This is a genomic window from Pseudomonas sp. AU11447, from assembly GCF_001672555.2.
GTDB classification, from domain to species: domain Bacteria; phylum Pseudomonadota; class Gammaproteobacteria; order Pseudomonadales; family Pseudomonadaceae; genus Pseudomonas; species Pseudomonas nitroreducens.
On the sequence record NZ_LZDG02000017.1, the window covers coordinates 550,678 to 571,333 of the forward strand.

A 20,656-nucleotide genomic window follows, 5' to 3' on the forward strand; every position below is an offset into this window, starting at 1 on the left:
CGCGCCTCTCTAATAGCCCTGAGCCCGAAGATCTGCCAAGACATCATCGGCGTCACGTAGTCCGACTGAGCGCATCCAGTAGCGCAACCGGTCCGGCTTCAGAATGAACAAGAAGCTGCGGTCGTATAGGCGACAGATACGTGTAATTGTCAGGTTCTGGTGCGATTCTGTGTGCAGTAATGTTGCGATGCGCTCACGCAACTCCTCTGCTCCCGACCATTCGACTTGCGTATCGCCAAAGGCATACGCCTGGCACACTGCGCCTGACCAAGTGTATTGACCGCGCAAGCCGAAATTTTGAGACCCGTACAATGCATTGACTTGTCTGGATAGCACGTCCGCATATGCTTGCAGGTCTTCATCACAAACTTGGTGCATCGCTGCTGATGACTCTCCCAGCCGGATTAGGTCCGATTGGTAATCCACGATATCGTCGACGACGGTGCGTTCGTTCTCGCTCAGGTCGAAGGTCTCCTCTACTGGATACGGAATCGAGTAGATGTCGTCGGCTTGTAAGGCGGTTGCTTTCTGGGCAAATAGACCGGGGCTGGTCAATGCCAGATAGGCACACAGCGTACGTTTTTCTGCGGTCAACCAGCGATCAATAGACTTGAGCTTAGGGAGATCCTTGTGCGGGGCGCAAAATCCAACCATGCGCTGGCTATACGTCAGGTAGTGCTTGTCCCATATGGCGTGCGCGAGGTGCATCTGCTCCCGTATTAGGAGCATGGGTGGGGTGAATCGTCGCTCAGTGTACGCTGACCGAAAGAGCTCATCTTCTAGTGGTTTGATCTGGGATTCGTCGATGCCGCTTGTGGTCAATGCGTTAGATGGAAGGTAAGGATGCCCTGTTAGATGAGGGGCATGCTTACGTTGGACACTTTGGCCCACTATGAAGCCTTCGCCAACTTCCCAGTCGTTTTGCTCAGCGTATTCGCGCAGTGTGCGTGATTGTGCCAGTCGGTTAACAAGCGACAGAGCGCGTCCGCCACCCAGAAGGTTGGCACGCCAGAGGCGGTCGTCTTTCAGGGCGACGCTATACGGTACGAAGTGCAGGTCATAGTAATCTAGGTCTAGCCCTTGCTCAGCATCCATGCGGCCCGTACGGCGGAATGTTGCGTGCAGTAGCTTGGCATTCGCGGGTTGAGGCCTCTTTTGTGCTACGACAACGATGATCTTTGTGTCGGCGGCACCTTTTTGAAAAAGGCCACGAACTGAAACGAAATCAAGGATCTCGCGAACCCAATATCGCTTTAAATAGCTGTGTCGAAACGCGAGAGCATTCTGGTTATACAGAAAGTTGTACTGCTGCAGCATGGAGATTGTGGCGCCATCCTCCATGATTTCGCTGGCTTCATGCAGGAATAGATAGCCGACCTGCTTATCTGGAAGCTTCTTTCCGTGTTCGTTCTGATACCGCGCATAGGCTCGCTGGGTGGCCGTTGTTTGTAGCGTGGACGCAAATGGCGGATTACCTAGAATCGCACCGACTCTCTTGGGTAGTAAGTCGGCCTCTTTGGCTTCAAAAAAGCAACCATGGTGCAGGGTCTGTTGGCGGAGGTTCGGGAAGAGCTTGATGCTGCAGCGAATATCTTTCGGTTGCAGGGCATCGCACATGGCCAAGCACAGACTAAAGCCGGCTAGCTCGACGGCATCCTCCTCTAGATCGACCCCATGCACAAAGGCCAATAAACTTTGCAAAACCTGTTTGTCCGGGCGTTGCCACTGGTGGCGTAGGCGCCAATGCAGTACTAGGCGTTTGTATGCCTCTACAAGAAAAACACCCGATCCGCAGGACGGGTCCAGAATTACTTGGTGATTTGAGGTAATGTGATCCAGCGTGTCCCAGCTAAGCGCCTCTTCTACCAAAAAGCGCACGAGGAATGGTGGGGTGTAAACAGAGCTGTCCGCATTCTCAACAAAGAGCTGATAAATTTGGCTGATCAGTTCGACTGGAAGGTCGCGGAACGAATACAGTTCCCACAATGACAACTGGCCCGATTGGTTTTCACGCGCTTCGATCATGCAAGCAAAGCGCTCCAATTGCTGGGTGTTCAGAAGTTTGTCGACTTCCGATGCTTCCAGCGCAAACACGTTACCGTTAAAGCGATCCTCTAGGGCTGCGAGTAACTGGACCAATGCCGGGCCGTTACGCAGCACCTCGAAAAATCGTTGAGCCCCAGGTACGAAAGCCGAGAAAAACCCCTCACTGAACACGCCTCGCTGTTCTAGGTAGGCGATCAGCAGCGACAGGATTAGCAACCGGCGGCGTAAACGCTTAGGTAATATTTTCTCTTCGTCGAGGTAATTGCTCAGGCGCTTAAAAGCATCGAAAAGGCTTTTGTGTGCCGCCTTTCGGTTCGATAACAGCAACTCGCAGGTGCGTGGATCGGTCCAAAGCGTACCATTGCGAATGCGCTCCTCATCCCACCAGGGGTCAAGCTCAATCTGTGCTGCTAGGTTTAGCTGTTTTATGGGGTTGCACTTAAGGCTCCCGTCTTTGGCGAGAAAGTCAGGACGATGCGCGCAACGGAATAGCTGCAGCAGTCCAGGCGTGCGTCGATAAACCAAGGGCACGCCTCCCCAGCTCCAGAGCTTGCGGTGGCGTTCGGCGAACTCTTGATCATCTGTGAGTGTGTCGGAGCCATAAATAAATGCCTGTGCCGAGGCTCTCCGGCCGTACTGCTCAAGCTCAAAGAACACTGCGTCGGCACCATACTCGGCTGCCTTCTCCATTACGGAGACTTCCTCGGGCGGTCGTCCATCAGCTTGATAGCCATGCACTCGTACTAGCCCGCTGACCTGCGCAGAAGATTCTGATTGCAGCCAAGCATCCCACCAGCCTATACGGTTACGCATGATTCGACCGTCTCCGCTTGCGCTCGTGATGCGTGCAATCCCGTAGAGATGATTCTGTTGTCTTTGTGCTGACGGAGTTACAGGGTGTGTCTGGGGCTGTTAATGCTACGTCTCGTGATAGCAATGGCGTGGGCAGTAGATAAGATTCGATAGCCATAAAAATTGGGGGTAAGGCGACAACTAGACCATCCCCGATCAGGGGGGGCGTGTCGGCGTACTCGCATGTTGCATCCTGGATATGCATGACCAAGCTTGCGTGCTTGCATTCCTTGCTAGCTATCGTTAGGGCCATGGCAATCGGTTCGCATAGAGCAGAGACGACGCTTCTCTTGAGGCCGTAGGCCGTCTCTAGTCGGCAGAGCAAAACCACCAGTACTACATCTGTGCTTGAGTACACCCGTGCTACTCGGGCCTCACCATGCCTATCCGCGAAACGGGGCAATTGGGCTAGCAGCCCGCGCAGTTGGTCGCGAGAATATCCAGTTAACTCGCATAGATCGCTGATTGTAATTCGACGCATCTATGTATCTTATACGCAGATGTGGGGGATACCAACACAGATTTGTGTATTGGGTGCACAGTTTGTGCATCTAATGGGCGCGGAGGTCATCTCTGCACCTGGTGAGACCTGTATAGGTGCTTGCTGCTTGCGTCAGGAGGTCAGGAGTCCTTGGCTAGTCATGGCATCTTTGCCTATCGGATTGAAACGACTTTTTGGCTCCGATTTTCTTTGATGGCCGACACAGACAGATTGCCAGTAGCAGCCTCCTGGATGTGTTCGCTCCACCAGGTCATCATCGGGCGCCTGCGTTCGATGTAGTCCGCCCGGTTGTAGGCACTGCGAACCTCGTCCTTGTCGACGTGGGCAAGCGCTACCTCAATCAGTTCAGGATCCCAGCCGTGTTCGTTGAGGATGGTGCTGGCCATTGAACGCATGCCATGGCTGACTAAGCGTCCTTCGAAACCCATCCGCTTCAGCGCCATGTTGGCGGTCTGGCTGTTGCAGTGGGTGCGAGGGTTCCGGTCTGCGGGGAATACGTACTCCCTGTGTCCGCTGTAGGGCTTGATTGCTTCCAGTAGCGCGAGAGCCTGCTCTGTGAGCGGGACGATATGAGTACGGCGTTTCTTCATGCGCTCAGCGGGAATCGTCCAGATCTTCTTCTCGATGTCGATGTCCGCCCAGCGGGTGGTCGCTGCCTCTGCTGGCCGGGTCATGGTGTGGAGTTGCCATTCGATCAGGCAGCGGGTCGTCCTTTTGATGCTGGCATTGGCGATCGCCACCATGAGCTCCTTCAGCTCATCAGGGGGTAGTGCCGCCATGTTTTTCTTTTTCGGTTTCTTGAAGACAGAGCGAATACCGCTGAGCGGGTTAGCGTGAATCAGTCCCGAGTTGACCCCGTAGGTCATGATCTCGTTGAGCCGTTGCGTCAGCCGTTTAACGGTCTCAAGGCTGCCTTTGGTTTCGAGTGGTCGGAGCAGGTTGATGACCTTGGGGGCGTTGATGGCGGAAATCGGCGTGCTGCCCAAGTCCGGGAAGATGTGCAGTGTGAGGGAGCGCCAGATGTCCTCGGCGTAGGCCTGTGTCACCGCATCCTTTTTCAGCTCATACCAGGACGTCGCTACATTCTGGAATGTGTGCTCGGTTGCCGCTTTCTTGGCCTGCTGCATGGCGTCCCGTTTCTCTTTGGGGTCGATGCCATGGGCGAGAAGTTCACGTGCCTCAACGGTGCGCTTGCGTGCCTGTGCCAATGAAACTTCGGGGAAGGTTCCGAAGCCCATGTTGATCCGGTTCTTCGTCACCGGATGCCGGTAGTTGAAGTTCCAGAGCTTAGAGCCATTACATCTCACTCGCATTTGAAGGCCGTCACCATCGCTCAGGACGTAGTCCTTCTCCTGGGGCTTGGCGGCTTTGACCTTGAGGTCCGAGAGGCGAGTAGCTTGGGCGCACATGGGGTATTCCAGGAACGGTTTCGGTATTCCAAAAATTACCAGTGGATGGCTTGGAATACCACTTGGAATACCGAATTTCGTAGATCCTGCTGGATGCTGTCGGATCGTGATGACGCTGAAGGCCCCGTATTTACTGGATTTCAGGCACAAAAAAAGACGTCCGAGGACGTCTTTAGATGGTTATTTGGTGGAGCCGGGGGGATTTGAACCCCCGTCCGCCAGTTCTCCGCTGTCGGTTCTACATGCTTAGCCATCTCTACTAGGTTAACTCCTCGCGGCCCGAGTGGCAGGGCGCTTGGAGCGAGCTGTATGAGTTTTAGCCGTTACGTCTACAGCGAACTTGGCGGCGATCCTGTTCTATATGACAGACCTAATCTTCGGGTTTACAGGCATCCCCTAGGGTCTGCTAGCGGCACTTAGGCTGCTAGGGCGTAGTTGTCGTCGTTGGCAACTATAAAGTTGTGGCAGCTGATTTACGAGAACTGTCACCTACTCGGCATGCCCCTAGAGTTTTGTTACCGGCGTCGAATCCTAATCGGCCCCAAAACCTGTCAAGGTCGGGATTCATTCTACGGGAAAGCCGCCCCGATAGCCACCGGGGCGGTGTAAAGGCTTGTCAGGCCAGGAATTTCAGGACGGCTTCGGCCACGGCCTCGGACGATGCAGGGTTCTGACCGGTGATCAGGCCGCGGTCGACTTCGACGTGGCTCTGCCAGTCCGGGCCCTTGCTGTAGCGGGCGCCGTTGGCCTTGAGCATGTCCTGGACGAGGAAGGGCACGACGTCGGTGAGGCCGACGGCTTCCTCTTCGCTGTTGGAAAAGCCCGTGACGTGGCGGCCCTGTACCAGTGGTTGGCCGTCCAGCCCACGTGGATGGCGGAACACGGCTGGGGCGTGGCAGACGGCGGAGACGGTCTTGCCGCTGGAGTGGAAGGCTTCGATCAGGGCCACCGAGGCGCGGTCCTCGGCCAGGTCCCAGAGGGGGCCGTGGCCGCCGGGGTAGAAGACGGCATCGAAGTCGTCGGCCTTCACCTCGCTGAGCTTCACGGTGCTGGCCAGCGCAGCCTGGGCTTGGCTGTCCTGGCGGAAGCGCAGGGTGGCCGGGGTCTGTGCGTCTTCCTCGTCGCTCTTGGGGTCCAGCGGTGGCTGGCCGCCCTTGGGCGAGGCCAGCGTCAGGCTGGCGCCGGCATCCTTGAAGACATAGTAGGGCGCGGCGAACTCCTCGAGCCAGAACCCGGTTTTCTTGCCGGTGTTGCCGAGCTGGTCGTGGGAGGTCAGGACTACCAGGATTTTCATGCTCACTCCTTCGGCGTATCGCTAGTCGTGCGGCTGCCGCCGAAGCGGCAGCCCGGACTGTCAGTGTAGGCAATGAGCCGCGCGCGTCAGCGCGACAGGGTGACACCCAGATAGGCGGCATACAGCACGCCATTGAGCAGCAGCACCCAGACCGGCAATCCACTGCTGCGCTGGGCGTTGAGTCGCAGCCAGAACGCGGCGCCCAGCGTGATCAGCACGCCGGTGAGGACCTCGATGCGCGGCTGCCAGGGCGTGAGCAGGATGCCGATGGCAGGCAGCAGGGTGCCCTGGAAGACCATGGCGCCACTGATGTTGCCGAAGGCCAGGGTGTCGCGGCCGCGGCGGACCCAGAGGATGCTGTTGATCTTCTCCGGCAGCTCCGTGGCGATGGGAATGATCAGCAGCGACAGCAGCAGCGCGGAGAGGCCCAGCAGGTGCGACAGGCCTTCCACCCCATGGATGAAGCCTTTCGCGCCCAGCACCAGCAGCGCCAGACCCAGCAACAGCTGGAGCAGGATGGTGGCGAGGTTGGTTGGCAGGCCGATGCGCGACAGGTACATGTGGTGGTCGGCTTCGGTGCCGTGGCCGTCGTCCACCAGGCTCCGCGAGGCGCGCAGGGTCAGGGTGATGTAGGCGACGTAGGTGAGTACCAGTAGCACGCTGAGGGCGATGCGCACGGAGCGCAATTCCGCCGGTACGAACATGGCGATGGTGGCGAAGCTGAAGGCGACCAGGAAGAAGTTCAGGTCACGCTGCAGGCCGCTGCGTTCCGGGCGGATGCGCCCGAGCAGGCCGCGGGCGCGCCAGGCGAAGCAGGCCATCAGGCAGGTGGAGAGGGTAGAGAGCATCAGCGGTGCGCCGAGGATGGCGCCGACGCCGACTTCCTCGTTGAGCGTGATGTTGCTGGTGCCGGCGAACAGGGCGAGCAGCGGGATCAGGGTTTCCGGCAGCGCCGTGCCAACGGCGGCGAACAGCGAGCCGGTGACGCCTTCGGAGATACCCAGGCGTTCGCCAAAGTGTTCCAGTGCGTTGGTGAAGAGTTCGGCGGCGACCAGGATCACCAGCAGCATGCCGAGCAGTTCAAGGATGAAGGTCAGCATGCGTGCAGCTCCAGACAGGTGGAGCGAGGAATGGGGTGGTGCATCACGGTGAAGCTCCCGGCCGGTGTAGTACCCATGACCACGCATCTCCCCGGCCGTTGCGGAGATCACGTGGTCAAAGGTCTTGCCAGGCAAAGCTGCTGACGACGCCATGGCCTGCGGGCCAAGTGTGTTGACGTCGCCCCCGTTCGCGGAACAGTCGGCTACTCCCCAATGACGCCGCGCATTTTAGCGGATCGGCCGCGCAGCTCAACCCATGGTTTACCAGGTATCGATCAGTGGACGCTTTTTCCCCTGGCGCTGCGCCGGACGTGGCGTCGAAGCCAGCCCGCGGAGCAGCCAGCGACGAGTGTCGGCAGGGTCGATGACGTCGTCGATCTCCAGGTAGCTCGCCATATTCAGGCCCTTGCCGTTGCGGTAGGCCGCGGCGACCAGCTTATCGAACAGCGCCTGGCGCTCCTGCGCATCTTCCACGGCGGCCAGCTCCTTGGCGTAGCCGAGGCGGATCGCGCCTTCCAGGCCCATGGCACCGAATTCGCCGCTGGGCCAGGCCACGGTGAACAGCGCCGCGTGGAAGCTGCCGGCGGCCATGGCTTGCGCGCCGAGGCCGTAGCCCTTGCGCAGCACGACGGTGAAGAAGGGCACCGTAAGGCTGGCGGCGGTAACGAACATGCGCGAGACATGGCGCACGGTGCCGGTCTTTTCCGCCTCCGGGCCGACCATGAATCCGGGGGTGTCGCACAGCGAGATGATCGGCAGGTCGAAGGCGTCGCACAGCTGCATGAAGCGCGCGGCCTTGTCGCCGGCTTCGGCATCGATGGCGCCACCCAGGTGCATGGGGTTGTTGGCGATCAGGCCGAAGGGCTTGCCTTCGATGCGCACCAGTGCGGTGATCATGCCGGCGGCAAAGCCACGGCGCAGCTCCAGCACCGAACCGCTGTCCGCCAGTTGTTCGATGACCTGGCGGATGTCGTAGACGCGCAGACGATTTTCCGGCACCGCATGGCGCAGCAGGCGCTGGTCGGCGCACTGCCAGTCGGCGGTGTCGCCCTGGAAGTAGGCAAGGTACTGGCGGGCGATGCGGGTGGCTTCGGCTTCGTCTTCCACCAGCACGTCGATCACGCCGTTGGCGCTCTGCACGTCGCTGGGGCCGACTTCCTCGGGGGCGAACCTGCCCAGGCCGCCACCTTCGATCATCGCCGGGCCGGCCATGCCCAGGCTGGTATCGCGGGTGGCGATGATCACGTCGCAGCAACCGAGCAGCGCGGCGTTGCCGGCGAAGCAGCGGCCGGAGACCACGCCCACCAGCGGCACCAGCCCGGAGAGCCGCGCGAGGCCGACGAAGCTCATGTTGTCCAGCCCGGCCACGCCGACGAAGTCGGTATCACCCGGGCGCCCGCCGCCACCTTCGGCGTAGAGCACCAGCGGGATGCGCCACTGCTCGGCGAGGTGCAGCATGCGGTCGGTCTTCTTGTGGTTCATTACGCCCTGGGTGCCGGCGAACACGGTGTAGTCGTAGGCCAGCACCAGGCAGCGGGCTTTCTCGTCGCCGAACTGCGTGGCGTTGATGCTGCCCAGGCCGCTGACCAGGCCGTCGGCGGGGCTGCTGGTGATCAGTTCCTCGACGCTGCGCCGCCGCCGCTGTGCCGCGATGGCCAATGCGCCGTACTCGATGAAGCTGCCGTCATCCAGCAGGTCGGCGAGGTTTTCGCGAGTCGTGCGCTTGCCGATCCGGTGGCGCTTGGCGACGGCGTCCGGCCGACGTTCGTCGAGGCCGATGGCGTGGCGCTCGAGGACTTCGGCGAGGTCGGTGCGGATGGTGTCCAGGTCAATGGCGGCCTCGCTCTGGTTGTCCTGCGCTTGGACGTCGGCCGGTTCGACGAACAGCAGCGCGTCGCCTTCGCCGAGGCTGTCGCCGGGGGTGGCAGCCAGGCTGTGGACGATGCCGCTGGCGCTGGCCTTCACCTCGAACTCCATCTTCATCGCTTCGACCACTGCAATGGTCTGGCCCTGGGCGACGGCGTCGCCGGGCGCCACGTTCAGGCTGACGAGAACACCTGCACTGGGCGTCGCCAGCGGAACGCAGCCGGTGGGGGATTCGGCGGTGCGCTGGGCTTGCGGCGCAGCGCTGGCGTGGCTGAAGAAGCGGTGCGGGTGGGCGTGGTCCTGCGCACCGAGCAGCGCCGGCAGGTGTTCTTCGATGTAGCGCGTGGTGACCTGGTTGTCCGCCACCGCCGGCTGGCGCAGCAGGTTGAGCAACAGCGGGATGTTGCTCGCCACCCCTTCCAGGCGGAACTCGCAGAGTGCGCGGTAGGCGCGCTGTACCAGGTGTGGATAACCACCGTTGCCGTGGACGATCAGCTTGGCCAGCAGCGAGTCGTAGCCGGCGCTGTTGCGGTAACCGGCGTAGCCGTAGCCGTCCACGCGCAGGCCGGGGCCGCTGGGTGGCTCGTAGGCGCTAAGGGTGCCGCAGGCTAGATGCGGTGTGCCGTCGCTGGCGAGGCTTTCCAGGTTGATCCGCAGTTGCAGGGCGTAGCCGCGCGGTGCGGGTATTTCGGTCTGGGTCAGGTTCAGGTCAGCGAGGCTGGCTCCGGCGGCGATGCGCAGTTGCGCCTGCACCAGGTCGATGCCGGTCACCGCCTCGGTAACGGTATGTTCCACCTGAAGGCGCGGGTTGGCTTCCATGAACACGAAGTCGCCGCTGTCCTCGTCCAGCAGGAACTCGAAGGTGCCCAGGCCTCGGTAGTTCACCGCCTCGGCCAGGCGCACGGCGGCGGCGAGGATGGCGCCGCGCAGGCGTGGGTGGAGGTTGGGGCTGGGGGCGATTTCCAGCAGCTTCTGGTGGCGCCGTTGCAGCGTGCAGTCGCGTTCCCCGAGATGGCTGACGGAGCGGCCATCGCCGACGACTTGCACCTCGATATGCCGGGCGCGCTGGATCAGCCGCTCGACGTAGAGGCGATCATCGCCGAACGCCGCGCGGGCCTCGGCCTGGCAGCGGGCGTAGGCGTCGGCGATGTCCTCGGCGCGGCTTACGGCGCGCATGCCGCGTCCACCGCCGCCGGCCAGGGCCTTGATCATCATTCCGGCGCCGGCGGGCAGCTCGCGGAAGAAGCGCTCGGCGTCCTCCTGCGAGGTGGCGCGATTGCTGCCGGCGGCCAGCGCAACACCATGGTCACGAGCCAGGTCGCGGGCGCGGGCCTTGTCACCGAATACATCCAGTACCTCGGCCGCGGGGCCGACGAAGGTCAGGCCGGCGGCTTTGCAGCGGCGGGCGAATTCGGCGTTCTCGGAAAGGAAGCCGTAGCCCGGGTGCACGGCGTCGCAGCCGTGCGCCAAGGCGATATCAACGACCTGCTGCTGATCGAGGTAGGCACTGGCGCCACGCCCTTTCAAGGCCGCAGCTTCGTCGGCCTGGCGCGTGTGCAGTGAGGCGACGTCGTCTTCGGCGTAGATCGCCAGGCTGTGGATGCCCAGTTCTGCAGCGGCGCGGGCGATACGAATGGCGATCTCGCCACGGTTGGCGATGAGCAGGCGGGACACAGGCATGGCGATTCCGGTTGTGATTCTTGTGGTCGGGAATCGCTACATCTTAGGCGTGTGAGGGGGGCGCGGAATCAACTGCGGGGCTGCGAATGCCAGAGGCTTCGCGAGCCTTATGAACGGCGACCGGCTGGATAGCCGGTCGCCATGCCGGGCATCACCCGTTGGCTCCGCCATCGCCGCTGTTTTTCTTCAGCAGCTGCAGCGCTTTTTCGGTGTGCGCGATGCACTCCTTGGTGTTGCCGGCGGCTTGCGCCTTGGCAGCTTGTTCCTGCAAGCGCATGGCCTGTTCCTGGGCCTGTGTGTTGTTGGTGGTGGTTTTCACCGCGTCATCGAGCTTCTGGATATTGTCGCTGCACAGATCGGCGGCAAAGGCCGGCGATGCCAGCAGGGCGGCGGTAATGAGCAGGGCGGCACGTTTCATGGCAGTACTCCTGTCAAATGTGACCGGTGGTAGCGGACCGTCCGAGCGGACCGTACAGGGTGGACTGCCGTTTTTTTCGTTGCGTTCAGGTTTATTGGCCGACGTTGGTCGGGAGTTCGACGCAGACGCCCAAGCCCGCACCTTCCAGGCCTTCGTGCAGGGAAATACGCCCGTGGTGGATTTCCACGATGCGCTTGACGATGGGCAGCCCCAGCCCGCTGCCGTGGCTGCTGGCAACGTTCGGGCTGCGGTAGAAGCGGGTGAAGATCGCCGCCTGTTCGGCTGGCGCGACGCCGGGGCCGTTGTCGCGCACCCACAGGGTCACCTGGTGATCGCTGGTCTCCAGAGTGACGGCAACGTGGCCGCCTTCAGGGGTGTAGCGCAGGGCGTTGCCGACGAGGTTGGTGAGCATCAGCCCCAGCCATGCGGCGACGCCTTTCAGGGTTGCACTCTGACTATCGAGGGTCAGTTCGATCTGCTTGTCGATGGCCTGCGGCGCGAGATCGGCGATGGTGTCTTCGGCCAGTAGGCGCAGGTCTACCGGGGCGAATATTTCGTGGAGCTCTTCGGCGTCGAGTCGCGCCAGCAGGAGAATCTGTTCCATCAGCGCGCTGATCCGCTCGACACTGCGGCTGACCTGCTGAAGGCCATGGGCGTGGGCCGCCGGGTCGGAAGAGCGCAGCGCTACCTGGGCGTGGGTGCGCAGGCTTGCCAATGGTGTGCGGATTTCGTGGGCGGCATCGCTGGTCAGCCGGCGTTCGGCCTCCATCGCCGAGTTCAGGCGCTCCAGCAGCAGGTTCAGTTCGTTGACGAGGCTGTGGACTTCCACCGGTGCGCGGCTCAGGGCCAGCGGATGCAGGCTGTGGGCGCTACGCTGGTGCACCTGCTCGATCAGGCTGCGCAGTGGCGCAAGGCCCTGGCGTACGCCGAACCACACCAGGACAGCAAACAGAGGCAGAGCCAGCAGTAGCGGGAAGAGGGCACTGAATAGCAGCAGGTGCAGGGTCTTGTGGCGGTAGTGCAGGTCTTCGAAAACCCAGATGCGAACTTCATCGGTACCTGAGGTGGTCATCTGCAGCACGCGCCAGTTAACCCCGCCGCTGGGCAGGTCAGAGAACCCTGGGGGCTGGGCCTCGATGCCCTTGGGTGGTTTGTGGATGGCCAGCAGGGGTTGGCCGCGGTACCAGATGGCATAACCGAGCGTGGCTTCGCGGCGTATCAGCGGCAGCCCTTCGATGGCTTTGCGGCTGCGCGCGAGGATTTCCATGGCGTCGCTGGATTGCGGGTCGATGGCGTCGGCTATGTCTACCAGGCTCAGGGCGGCCTGGCCGAAGTCGATCATGTCCTGATCGTAGAGACGGTTCACCTGCTCGCGCGTCAGGTGGTAGGTAAACAGGCCGGCCACCAGCCAGAGCAGCGAGACGCCACCGATCAGCATCAGTAGCAGGCGGCGGCTGATGGAGCCGGCGCGGCGCACGGTAGCGCTCAAGGTTGCGTGGCGCTTTCGGGGCGATCGATGCCGTAGCCGATGCCGCGCACGGTGCGGATCAGGCTGTTGCCCAGCTTGCGCCGCAGGTGGTGGATGTGAACTTCGATGGCGTTGCTCTCCAGATCGCCGTCCCAGCCATAGAGGGCTTCCACCAGACGAGCACGGGACAGCACCTTGCCGCGTTGCTCCAGCAGCAGGCGTAGCAGTGCGTATTCGCGCGGAGCCAGGTCCACCGGTGCACCCGCCAGGCTGACCTGATGGGTGGCCGGGTCCAGAGCCAGTTCTCCATGCTGCAGCAGCGGCGCGGCGCGCCCGGTATGGCGGCGGGTGAGGGCGCGGACGCGGGCGAGCAGCTCGTCGAGGTCGAAGGGTTTGGTCAGGTAGTCGTCGGCGCCAGCGTCCAGGCCTGCGACGCGATCAGCCACCTTGTCGCGGGCGGTAAGGATCAGGACGGGGGTCAGATTGCCACGCCGGCGCAGGCTGCGCAGCACTTCCAGGCCGTCCTTGCGTGGCAGGCCGAGGTCGAGTACCAGCAGGTCGAACTCGTCGGTTTCCAGCGCCTGCTCGGCGGCTACACCGTCGTTTACCCAGTCCACGGTGTCGCCTTCCAGTCCCAGCCCCGCGCGAATGCCATCGCCCAGCAACTGGTCGTCTTCTGCCAACAGGATTCTCATGGTCGCCCCCTTTTTCGTGCAGCTCCGCCGCCGTCTCGAGCAGGATAGCCGCCGCGGCGGTTTTGCGGCAAAGGGTGGCAGCGCTCGCTTAACGTGAAGTTAAGGGGCGAACCTGCAGGAGCGAGCTTGCTCGCGAAAAGCCGTCGGCCGCGTCGGCGTCAGGCGGTTCGCGAGCAAGCTCGCTCCTACGAAAAGCTCCAGGCTCCCGGTATGGTCAGTGCCTAGGCTCTTGCGCGGGTCACGCGGTCCACCAGATAGACCACGCCGCGATAGTCGATGCCGCCGTGGGCGGACAGGCCGATCTCGCAGGTGCGGCTGGTGGAGACGCCTTCCTCGCAGTACTGCACTGCGTCCTTGAGCGTGCGCAGCGAGTGGGCGTTGAGCTCGGGCGTGGTGAAGCCCTTGTCGCCGGCGAAACCGCAGCAGTGGATGCCCTCGGGAATCACCACTTCGCGGGTGCAGCGTTTCACCAGGTCGATCAGCGCCTGGCTTTCGCCCAGGTGCTGGGTGCTGCAGGTGACATGCACGGCCACCGGCTTGTCCTGCGGCTGGAAGTCCAGGCGCTCCACCAGGTGCGTGCGGATGAACTTCACCGGGTCGTAGATTTTCAGTCGGTCGTCCGCCAGGTCCTGCACCAGGCGCAGGGTGCAGGGGCTGGTGTCGCAGTAGATCGGATCGAGGCCGCCACGGCTGGCGCGCAGCAGTTCGGCGAGCAGTTCGTCGCGCTTGGCATCAGCCTGCTGCTGGTAGCCCTTGGAGGCGAAAGGCTGGCCGCAGCAGAGGTTGTCGGCGTTGTCCGGGAAGACCACCTGATAGCCGGCTTTCTCCAGCAACTGGCAGGTCTTGTCGATCAGTGGCATCTGCTCCTCGTCCGCCGCTGCCGGGCCCATGGCGCGGGACACGCAGGCGGTCAGGTAGACCACGCGTGGGCGGCTGTCATCGAGTGTGCGCGGCGCTGCTGCGAGGCGCACCGGCTGCGGCATTGCTGGCGTCCACTGCGGCACACGGCCCTTGCTGGCGTGGCTGAGGGAGGCGCTGAGGCGAGCCAGGCGTGGCGCGCCCAGAATCATGCGCGCACCGTTGGCCGCGTGGAGCATGAACTTCGCGCCCTTCATGGCGGTTGAGAAGTTGCGCGCCAGCCAGGTGGCGGTGCCGGCGTGGTGTGCTTCCTCGCTGCGCAACTTCCTGATCAGCTCGCCGGTGTTGATGTTCACCGGGCAGCGCTGGGCGCACAGGCCGGTGGCGGCGCAGGTGTCGATGCCCTGGTACTGGTAGTCGCGCTCCAGTTCGGTGGTGTCGATGCCGGCACGACGCTTGGCCTGGATATCACGCCACATGACGATGCGCTGGCGCGGGCTCAGGGTCAGCCCCTTGGACGGGCAGACCGGCTCGCAGAAGCCGCATTCGATGCACTTGTCGACGATCTCGTCGGCGGCGGGCAGCGGCTTGAGGTTCTTCAGGTGCAACTGCGGGTCGTCGGTCAGCACGACGCCAGGGTTGAGGATGCCGGTCGGGTCGAGCAGGCGCTTGAGTTGCCACATCAACTGGTAGGCGTCATGGCCCCATTCCAGCTCGACGAAGGGCGCCATGTTGCGCCCAGTACCGTGTTCGGCCTTGAGCGAACCGCCGTACTCCACGGCGACCAGGTGCGCGACGTCGTCCATGAAGGCCGAATAGCGGGCGATCTGTTCGGGGGACTCGAAGCCCTGGGTGAAGACGAAGTGCAGGTTCCCCTCCAGCGCGTGGCCGAACAGGATGGCTTCGTCGTAGCCGTGTTTGTCGAACAGGGCGATCAGGCGGTTCACGCCCTCGGCGAGCTGTTCGACGGGGAAGGTGACGTCCTCGATGATCACCGTGGTGCCGGTCTCGCGCACCGCACCGACGGCCGGGAAGGTGTCCTTGCGGATGCGCCAGAGCTGGTTGTAGACCACCGGGTCTTCGCTGAAATCGACCTGCTTCTCCACCGGGTAATCGGCGATGGAGGCGCTGATCTGCGCAAGTTGTTCGTGCAGCAGCGATTGGGTCGCTGCGCGGGATTCGATGAGCAGCGCGCAGGCGCCTTCGGAGAGGCTCTTCACCCACACCGGCATGCCCTGCATGTTCTCCACCGAGCGCAGGCTGCGGCGGTCCAGCAGCTCCACGGCGGAGACCGGTTGCTGCTTGAGCACGGTCACGGCCTTGCAGCAGGTTTCCACGTCGGGGAAGACGATCAGCGCGCTGGCCTTGTGCGGATGGTCCGGCACGGTGTCGTAGGTCACCGCGCTGATGAAGCCCAGGGTGCCCTCGGAGCCGACCATCAGGTGGGTGAGGATATCCAGCGGCTCGTCGTAATCGACCAGCGCATTGAGTGACAGCCCGGTGGTGTTCTTCAGGCGGTACTTGTGGCGGATTTTCGCGGCCAACTCGGTGTTGGCGCGGGTCTGTCGGCCCAGTTCGGCGAGCTGCTCGAGCAGTGTGCCGTGGCTTTCGCGGAAGGCGGCGATGCTCCCGGGCAACTCGCTGTCCAGCAGGGTGCCATCGGCCAGCAGCAGGCGCATGCCGGCCAGGGTGTGGTAGCTATTCTGCGCGGTGCCGCAGCACATGCCGCTGGCATTGTTGGCGACGATACCGCCGATCTTGCAGGCATTGATCGAGGCCGGGTCCGGGCCGATCTTGCGGCCGAAAGGCGCCAGCCAGGCGTTGGCCTGGGCACCGATGACGCCGGGCTGCAGGCGGATCTGCGTACCGCCTTCGCGAATGTCGCGGCCATTCCAGTTGTCACCCAGCACCAGCAGTACCGAGTCGCTCACGGCCTGGCCTGAGAGGCTGGTTCCGGCAGCGCGGAAGGTCACCGCGACCTGGTGGGCGTGGGCGGATTTGAGCAGCGTGGCGACTTCATCCTCGCTCTCGACGCGGATCACCAGCTTGGGGATCAGCCGATAGAAGCTGGCGTCGGTGCCGAAGGCCAGGGTCGAGAGCGGGTCGTCGAAACGGCGTTCGCGGGGAATCAGGTGTTCTACCGTATCGAGGAAGGCGGCGGGGAGGCTCATGGCAGCTCCATTCATCATCGGTGAGCGTGGGCCGCTGGACGGCCCATCGGTGTTCTTCTATCGAACGCGCCGGAGCGCGTTCTTCCTGTAGGCGCGAGGGGGACGCCTAGTTCTTGCTCGCGAACCTGCGCAGCTCCATGCGGGCCCCGGTTCGCGAGCAAGCTCGCTCCTACAAAAGCAGAGCGTTTACTGCCCGAATTCGCGCACCAGCGAATCGCGGCTGATTTCGCCGATGGACTTGGTGCCGGTTAGCACCATGGCGACGCGCATCTCCTTCTCGAACAGGTCCAGCAGGTTCTTCACACCGGCCTCGCCGTGGGTGGCCAGGGCGTACACGAAGGCGCGGCCGATGAGCACCGTGTCGGCGCCCAGGGCGATCATGCGCACCACGTCCAGGCCGTTGCGGATGCCGGAGTCGGCGAGGATCTTCAGGTCACCCTTCACCGCATCGGCGATGGCTGGCAGGGCGCGGGCGCTGGAGAGTACACCGTCGAGCTGGCGGCCGCCGTGGTTGGAGACGACGATGCCGTCGGCGCCGAATTTCACTGCGTCCCTGGCGTCTTCCGGGTCGAGGATGCCTTTGATGATCATCGGGCCGTCCCAGAATTCGCGGATCCACTCCAGGTCCTTCCAGGAAATGGACGGGTCGAAGTTGGCGCCCAGCCAGCCGATGTAGTCGGCAAGGCCGGTAGGGTTGCCGCGGTACTTGGAGATGTTGCCCAGGTCGTGGGGCTTGCCCAGCAGGCCGACATCCAGCGCCCACTGCGGGTGGGTCATGGCCTGCCAGACGCGGCGCAGCGGCGCATTGGGGCCGCTCATGCCGGCGTGGGCGTCGCGGTAGCGGGCGCCGGGTACGGGCATGTCGACGGTGAATACGAGGGTCTTCACGCCGGCCGCCTTGGCGCGTTCCAGGGCGTTGCGCATGAAGCCGCGGTCTTTCAGCACATAGAGTTGGAACCACATCGGCCGGTCGATGGCCGGCGCAACTTCTTCGATGGGGCAGACCGACACCGTGGACAGGGTGAAGGGGATGCCTTTCGCGGCGGCCGCGCGGGCAGCCTGCACTTCGCCGCGGCGGGCGTACATGCCGGTCAGTCCGACGGGGGCCAGGGCCATGGGCATGCTCAGGTTCTCGCCGAACAGCGTCGTTTCCAGGCTCAGCTCGGACATGTTCTTCAGCACGCGCTGGCGCAGGGCGATGCCGGCCAGGTCGTCGACGTTGTTGCGCAGGGTGCGCTCGGCGTAGGCGCCACCGTCGGCGTAGTGGAAGAGGAACGGTGGCAGCTTGCGCTGGGCGGCGGCGCGGTAGTCGGTAGAGGCAGAAATGATCATGGGCGTCCCATCGGTGAAGGTCTGTCGATTAAGGCGTCACGGTGACGGCAGGAACCCTGAACAAGCTAGACGCTTTGCCGGGCTTGTTGCAGTTATCGCGTGGCGCCTGGGCCGGCCGCACCGCCCTTCTGTCTGTGAATGGCGGTGCGGCGATGACTCCCTTAATGCACGAGCATGCCGGTGAAGATGTAGGCCTGCGCGAGGGTGATCAGACCCACCATGGCGGCGAACATCAGGCTGTGCTTGAGGGTGAAGCGGAACAGGTCGGACTCCTTGCCGACCATGCCGGTGGCGGCGCAGGCCACGGCGATGGACTGCGGCGAGATCATCTTGCCGGTCACGCCACCGCTGGTATTGGCCGCGACCAGGAGGGTGTCGTTGACGCCGATCTGGTGCGCGGTGGTGGCTTGCAGCGAGCTGAACAGCGCGTTGGAGGAGGTATCCGAACCGGTGAGGAACACGCCCAGCCAGCCGAGGAAAGGCGAGAAGAACGGGAASGCTGCGCCGGTKCCGGCCAGGACCAGCGCCAGGGTGGTGGACATGCCCGAGTAGTTGGTGACGAAGGCGAAGGCCAGCACCATGCCGATGGAGAGAATCGGCCACTTCAGCTCAAGCAGGGTTTCCTTGAAGGTGGTCAGACCAGTTTTCGCAGTGATCCGCAGAACAAGCATCGAGATCACGGCGGAGAGGAAGATCGCGGTACCGGTAGCGGAGATCGGGTCCAGCTTGAACACGGCGGCAATCGGCGTCGGGTTAGCGACGATGGGAGCGGTTTTCACCACCAGCTGGTCCAGGTGCGGGATGGAGAAGTTGAACACCAGGCTATACAGCGCGCCGCCCGGCGCGAACAACGCCTTGAACGGCTTCAGGGTCCAGATGGTGACCAGTACGGTCAGTACCAGGAAGGGCGACCAGGCTTTGAGGATTTCGCCGAAGCTGTAGGGCGACGGTTCGGTACTGCGAGCGCCGTTGCCGCTACCCATTACCGCCGCGCCACCTGCGGTAGCGACCACTGCACGCTCGCTGGCCGGCTGCCAGACCTTGAGGAACAGGGTCAGGGAAATCAGGCTGACCAGTGCGGAGGTGATGTCCGGCAGCTCCGGGCCGATGAAGTTGGAGGTGAAGTACTGGGTGATGGCGAAGCTGCCGCCGGCGACCAGTGCGGCCGGCCAGGTTTCCTTCACACCCTTGAAGCCGTCCATCATGAACACCAGCCAGAACGGTACGAGGATCGACAGGAATGGCAGTTGGCGGCCGGTCATGGCGCCGATCTTGAAGGCGTCGATACCGGTGACCTGGCCGGCCACGATGATCGGGATGCCCAGGGCGCCAAAGGCCACCGGCGCGGTGTTGGCGATCAGGCACAGGCCGGCGGCGTACAGCGGGTTGAAGCCCAGGCCGACGAGCAAGGCGGCAGTGATTGCCACCGGTGCGCCGAAGCCCGCCGCACCTTCAAGGAAGGCGCCGAAGGAGAAGCCGATCAGCAGCACCTGCAGGCGCTGGTCGCCGGTGATCGACAGCACCGAGCTGCGGATCACTTCGAACTGGCCGCTCTTGACCGTGAGTTTGTAGAGGAACACCGCCGCGACGATGATCCAGGCGATCGGCCACAGGCCGTAGGCGAAGCCATAGCCGGCAGCGGCGATGGCCATGTCGGCGGGCATGCCGAAGGCGGCAATGGCGATGATAACGGAAAGGGCGAGGGTGATGCTGCCGGCGACGTGGCCCTTGAGGCGGAACACGGCGAGGGCGAGGAAGAAGAACACGATCGGGATGACGGCGACCAGCGCGGACAGGCCGAGGCTGCCGAGCGGGGTATAGATCTGCTGCCAGGTTTGCATCTGTGTTGGCTCCCTAATTGTTTTTGGGTGGAGGGCCTGGTTGCCGGTCGGGCGATTCCGGTGCGCTTGTGGCGCGTGGGCAGACGGTCGACTGATCGCGGCTTTATGTTGTCGTGTAATGCAGCTTGCGGTAAATTGGTATTACCAATTTACAAGGCTGAGCGCTCAGGGTAAAAGCCCTGCTGGCGGCGTGTCAATTTGCTGCTCTGCGACTTTTGTCGAGGGCGTTCGGAAAGGCGCGATGCTCTTGTTGCGCAAGTCCGCGCTGGGTAGGCTGCCGCGCACTGCGCAGATAGCGGCCTGGAGCGCGGCCCAGAGTGATGGAGCGAGGGAGTTCACGAAGATGAGTTTTGGTCAGGTCAAGCAGCGCCGTTTGTCGGACGACATCGTCGAGCGGCTGGAGGCGATGATCCTCGAGGGCACTCTCAAGGCCGGCGAGCGCTTGCCCGCCGAGCGCGTGCTGGCCGAGCAGTTCGGCGTGTCGCGGCCCTCACTGCGCGAGGCGATCCAGAAGCTCGGCGCCAAGGGGTTGCTGGTCAGCCGCCAGGGTGGGGGCAACTATGTCAGCGAGGGATTGGGCTCGATGTTCAGCGACCCGTTGCTGCACCTGCTGGAAAGCAACCCGGAGGCGCAGCGCGACCTGTTGGAATTCCGCCATACCCTCGAAGGTTCCTGCGCCTACTACGCGGCGCAGCGCGCGACCGAGGTGGATCACCAGCGCCTGAAGCAGGCGTTCGATGCCCTGCAGGATTGCTACCAGCGTGTTGGCAAGGTGAGCCGTGCGGAAGAAGGCGCGGCGGACGCAGCCTTCCACCTGGCCATCGCCGAGGCCAGCCATAACGCTGTCCTGCTGCACACCATCCGCGGGCTGTTCGACCTGCTCAAGCGCAACGTGGTGACCAACATCGGCGGGATGTACGCGCAACGCGACGAGACCCGCGAGCAGTTGATGCGCCAGCACCGCGAGTTGTACGAGGCAATTGTCGGCGGGCACGCGGAGGCTGCGCGGGAGATTTCCCAGCGGCATATCGACTACGTGCAGGAAGTGCTGGCCGAGGTACAGGCGAAAGAGTTACGCCTGCAGCGGGCACAGCGACGCCAGGGCGCGGTGGATGCCTGATCTG

At 63.1% G+C, this 20,656-nt stretch carries 12 protein-coding genes, 1 other RNA gene and 1 riboswitch; of the genes, 1 reads left to right on the forward strand and 12 read right to left on the reverse strand.

Annotated elements, in window-relative coordinates; translation table 11 throughout:
- Positions 1-9: 9 nt before the first annotated feature.
- The 12 genes from A6723_RS03185 to A6723_RS03240 form a co-directional block, all read right to left on the reverse strand.
- Complete coding sequence (locus tag A6723_RS03185) at positions 10-2,736, reverse strand: N-6 DNA methylase (protein WP_043318599.1); 2,727 nt, start codon at positions 2,734-2,736, stop codon at positions 10-12.
- An 816-nt stretch (positions 2,737-3,552) separates the two neighbouring features.
- Positions 3,553-4,809 carry an integrase domain-containing protein gene (locus tag A6723_RS03190; RefSeq protein WP_043318597.1) on the reverse strand — a complete coding sequence of 419 codons (1,257 nt, stop codon included), beginning with the start codon at positions 4,807-4,809 and terminating at the stop codon, positions 3,553-3,555.
- A 185-nt stretch (positions 4,810-4,994) separates the two neighbouring features.
- Positions 4,995-5,352: a transfer-messenger RNA gene (gene ssrA / locus A6723_RS03195) on the reverse strand.
- A gap of 73 nt (positions 5,353-5,425) precedes the next feature.
- Positions 5,426-6,103, reverse strand: coding sequence for a type 1 glutamine amidotransferase domain-containing protein (locus tag A6723_RS03200; protein ID WP_054911201.1), 678 nt, complete (start codon positions 6,101-6,103; stop codon positions 5,426-5,428).
- Positions 6,104-6,189: 86 nt separating this feature from the next.
- Positions 6,190-7,203, reverse strand: coding sequence for a sodium:calcium antiporter (locus tag A6723_RS03205; protein ID WP_054911202.1), 1,014 nt, complete (start codon positions 7,201-7,203; stop codon positions 6,190-6,192).
- 52 nt (positions 7,204-7,255) lie between these two features.
- Positions 7,256-7,427, reverse strand: a riboswitch (yybP-ykoY riboswitch).
- Positions 7,428-7,464: 37 nt separating this feature from the next.
- Positions 7,465-10,749, reverse strand: coding sequence for a carboxyl transferase domain-containing protein (locus A6723_RS03210; RefSeq protein WP_054911203.1), 3,285 nt, complete (start codon positions 10,747-10,749; stop codon positions 7,465-7,467).
- A 151-nt stretch (positions 10,750-10,900) separates the two neighbouring features.
- Positions 10,901-11,167 carry a hypothetical protein gene (locus A6723_RS03215; RefSeq protein WP_054911204.1) on the reverse strand — a complete coding sequence of 89 codons (267 nt, stop codon included), beginning with the start codon at positions 11,165-11,167 and terminating at the stop codon, positions 10,901-10,903.
- 91 nt (positions 11,168-11,258) lie between these two features.
- Positions 11,259-12,605 (reverse strand): HAMP domain-containing sensor histidine kinase, encoded by a 1,347-nt coding sequence (locus tag A6723_RS03220; RefSeq protein WP_054911209.1) that lies wholly within the window; start codon positions 12,603-12,605, stop codon positions 11,259-11,261.
- A gap of 47 nt (positions 12,606-12,652) precedes the next feature.
- A complete protein-coding gene (locus A6723_RS03225; protein WP_054911205.1) occupies positions 12,653-13,330 on the reverse strand; it encodes a response regulator in 678 nt (225 codons plus the stop codon).
- Positions 13,331-13,551: 221 nt separating this feature from the next.
- Positions 13,552-16,359 carry an FAD-binding and (Fe-S)-binding domain-containing protein gene (locus tag A6723_RS03230; RefSeq protein WP_054911206.1) on the reverse strand — a complete coding sequence of 936 codons (2,808 nt, stop codon included), beginning with the start codon at positions 16,357-16,359 and terminating at the stop codon, positions 13,552-13,554.
- Between the two features lie 186 nt (positions 16,360-16,545).
- Positions 16,546-17,691 carry an FMN-dependent L-lactate dehydrogenase LldD gene (gene lldD, locus A6723_RS03235; protein ID WP_054911207.1) on the reverse strand — a complete coding sequence of 382 codons (1,146 nt, stop codon included), beginning with the start codon at positions 17,689-17,691 and terminating at the stop codon, positions 16,546-16,548.
- Positions 17,692-17,852: 161 nt separating this feature from the next.
- Positions 17,853-19,532 (reverse strand): lactate permease LctP family transporter, encoded by a 1,680-nt coding sequence (locus tag A6723_RS03240; protein WP_064979555.1) that lies wholly within the window; start codon positions 19,530-19,532, stop codon positions 17,853-17,855.
- A gap of 343 nt (positions 19,533-19,875) precedes the next feature.
- Here A6723_RS03240 and A6723_RS03245 point away from each other — a divergent pair, with 343 nt between their 5' ends.
- The gene (locus A6723_RS03245) at positions 19,876-20,652 is read left to right on the forward strand and encodes an FCD domain-containing protein (protein ID WP_054910599.1); all 777 of its coding nucleotides are present in this window, start codon (positions 19,876-19,878) and stop codon (positions 20,650-20,652) included.
- Positions 20,653-20,656: the final 4 nt, after the last annotated feature.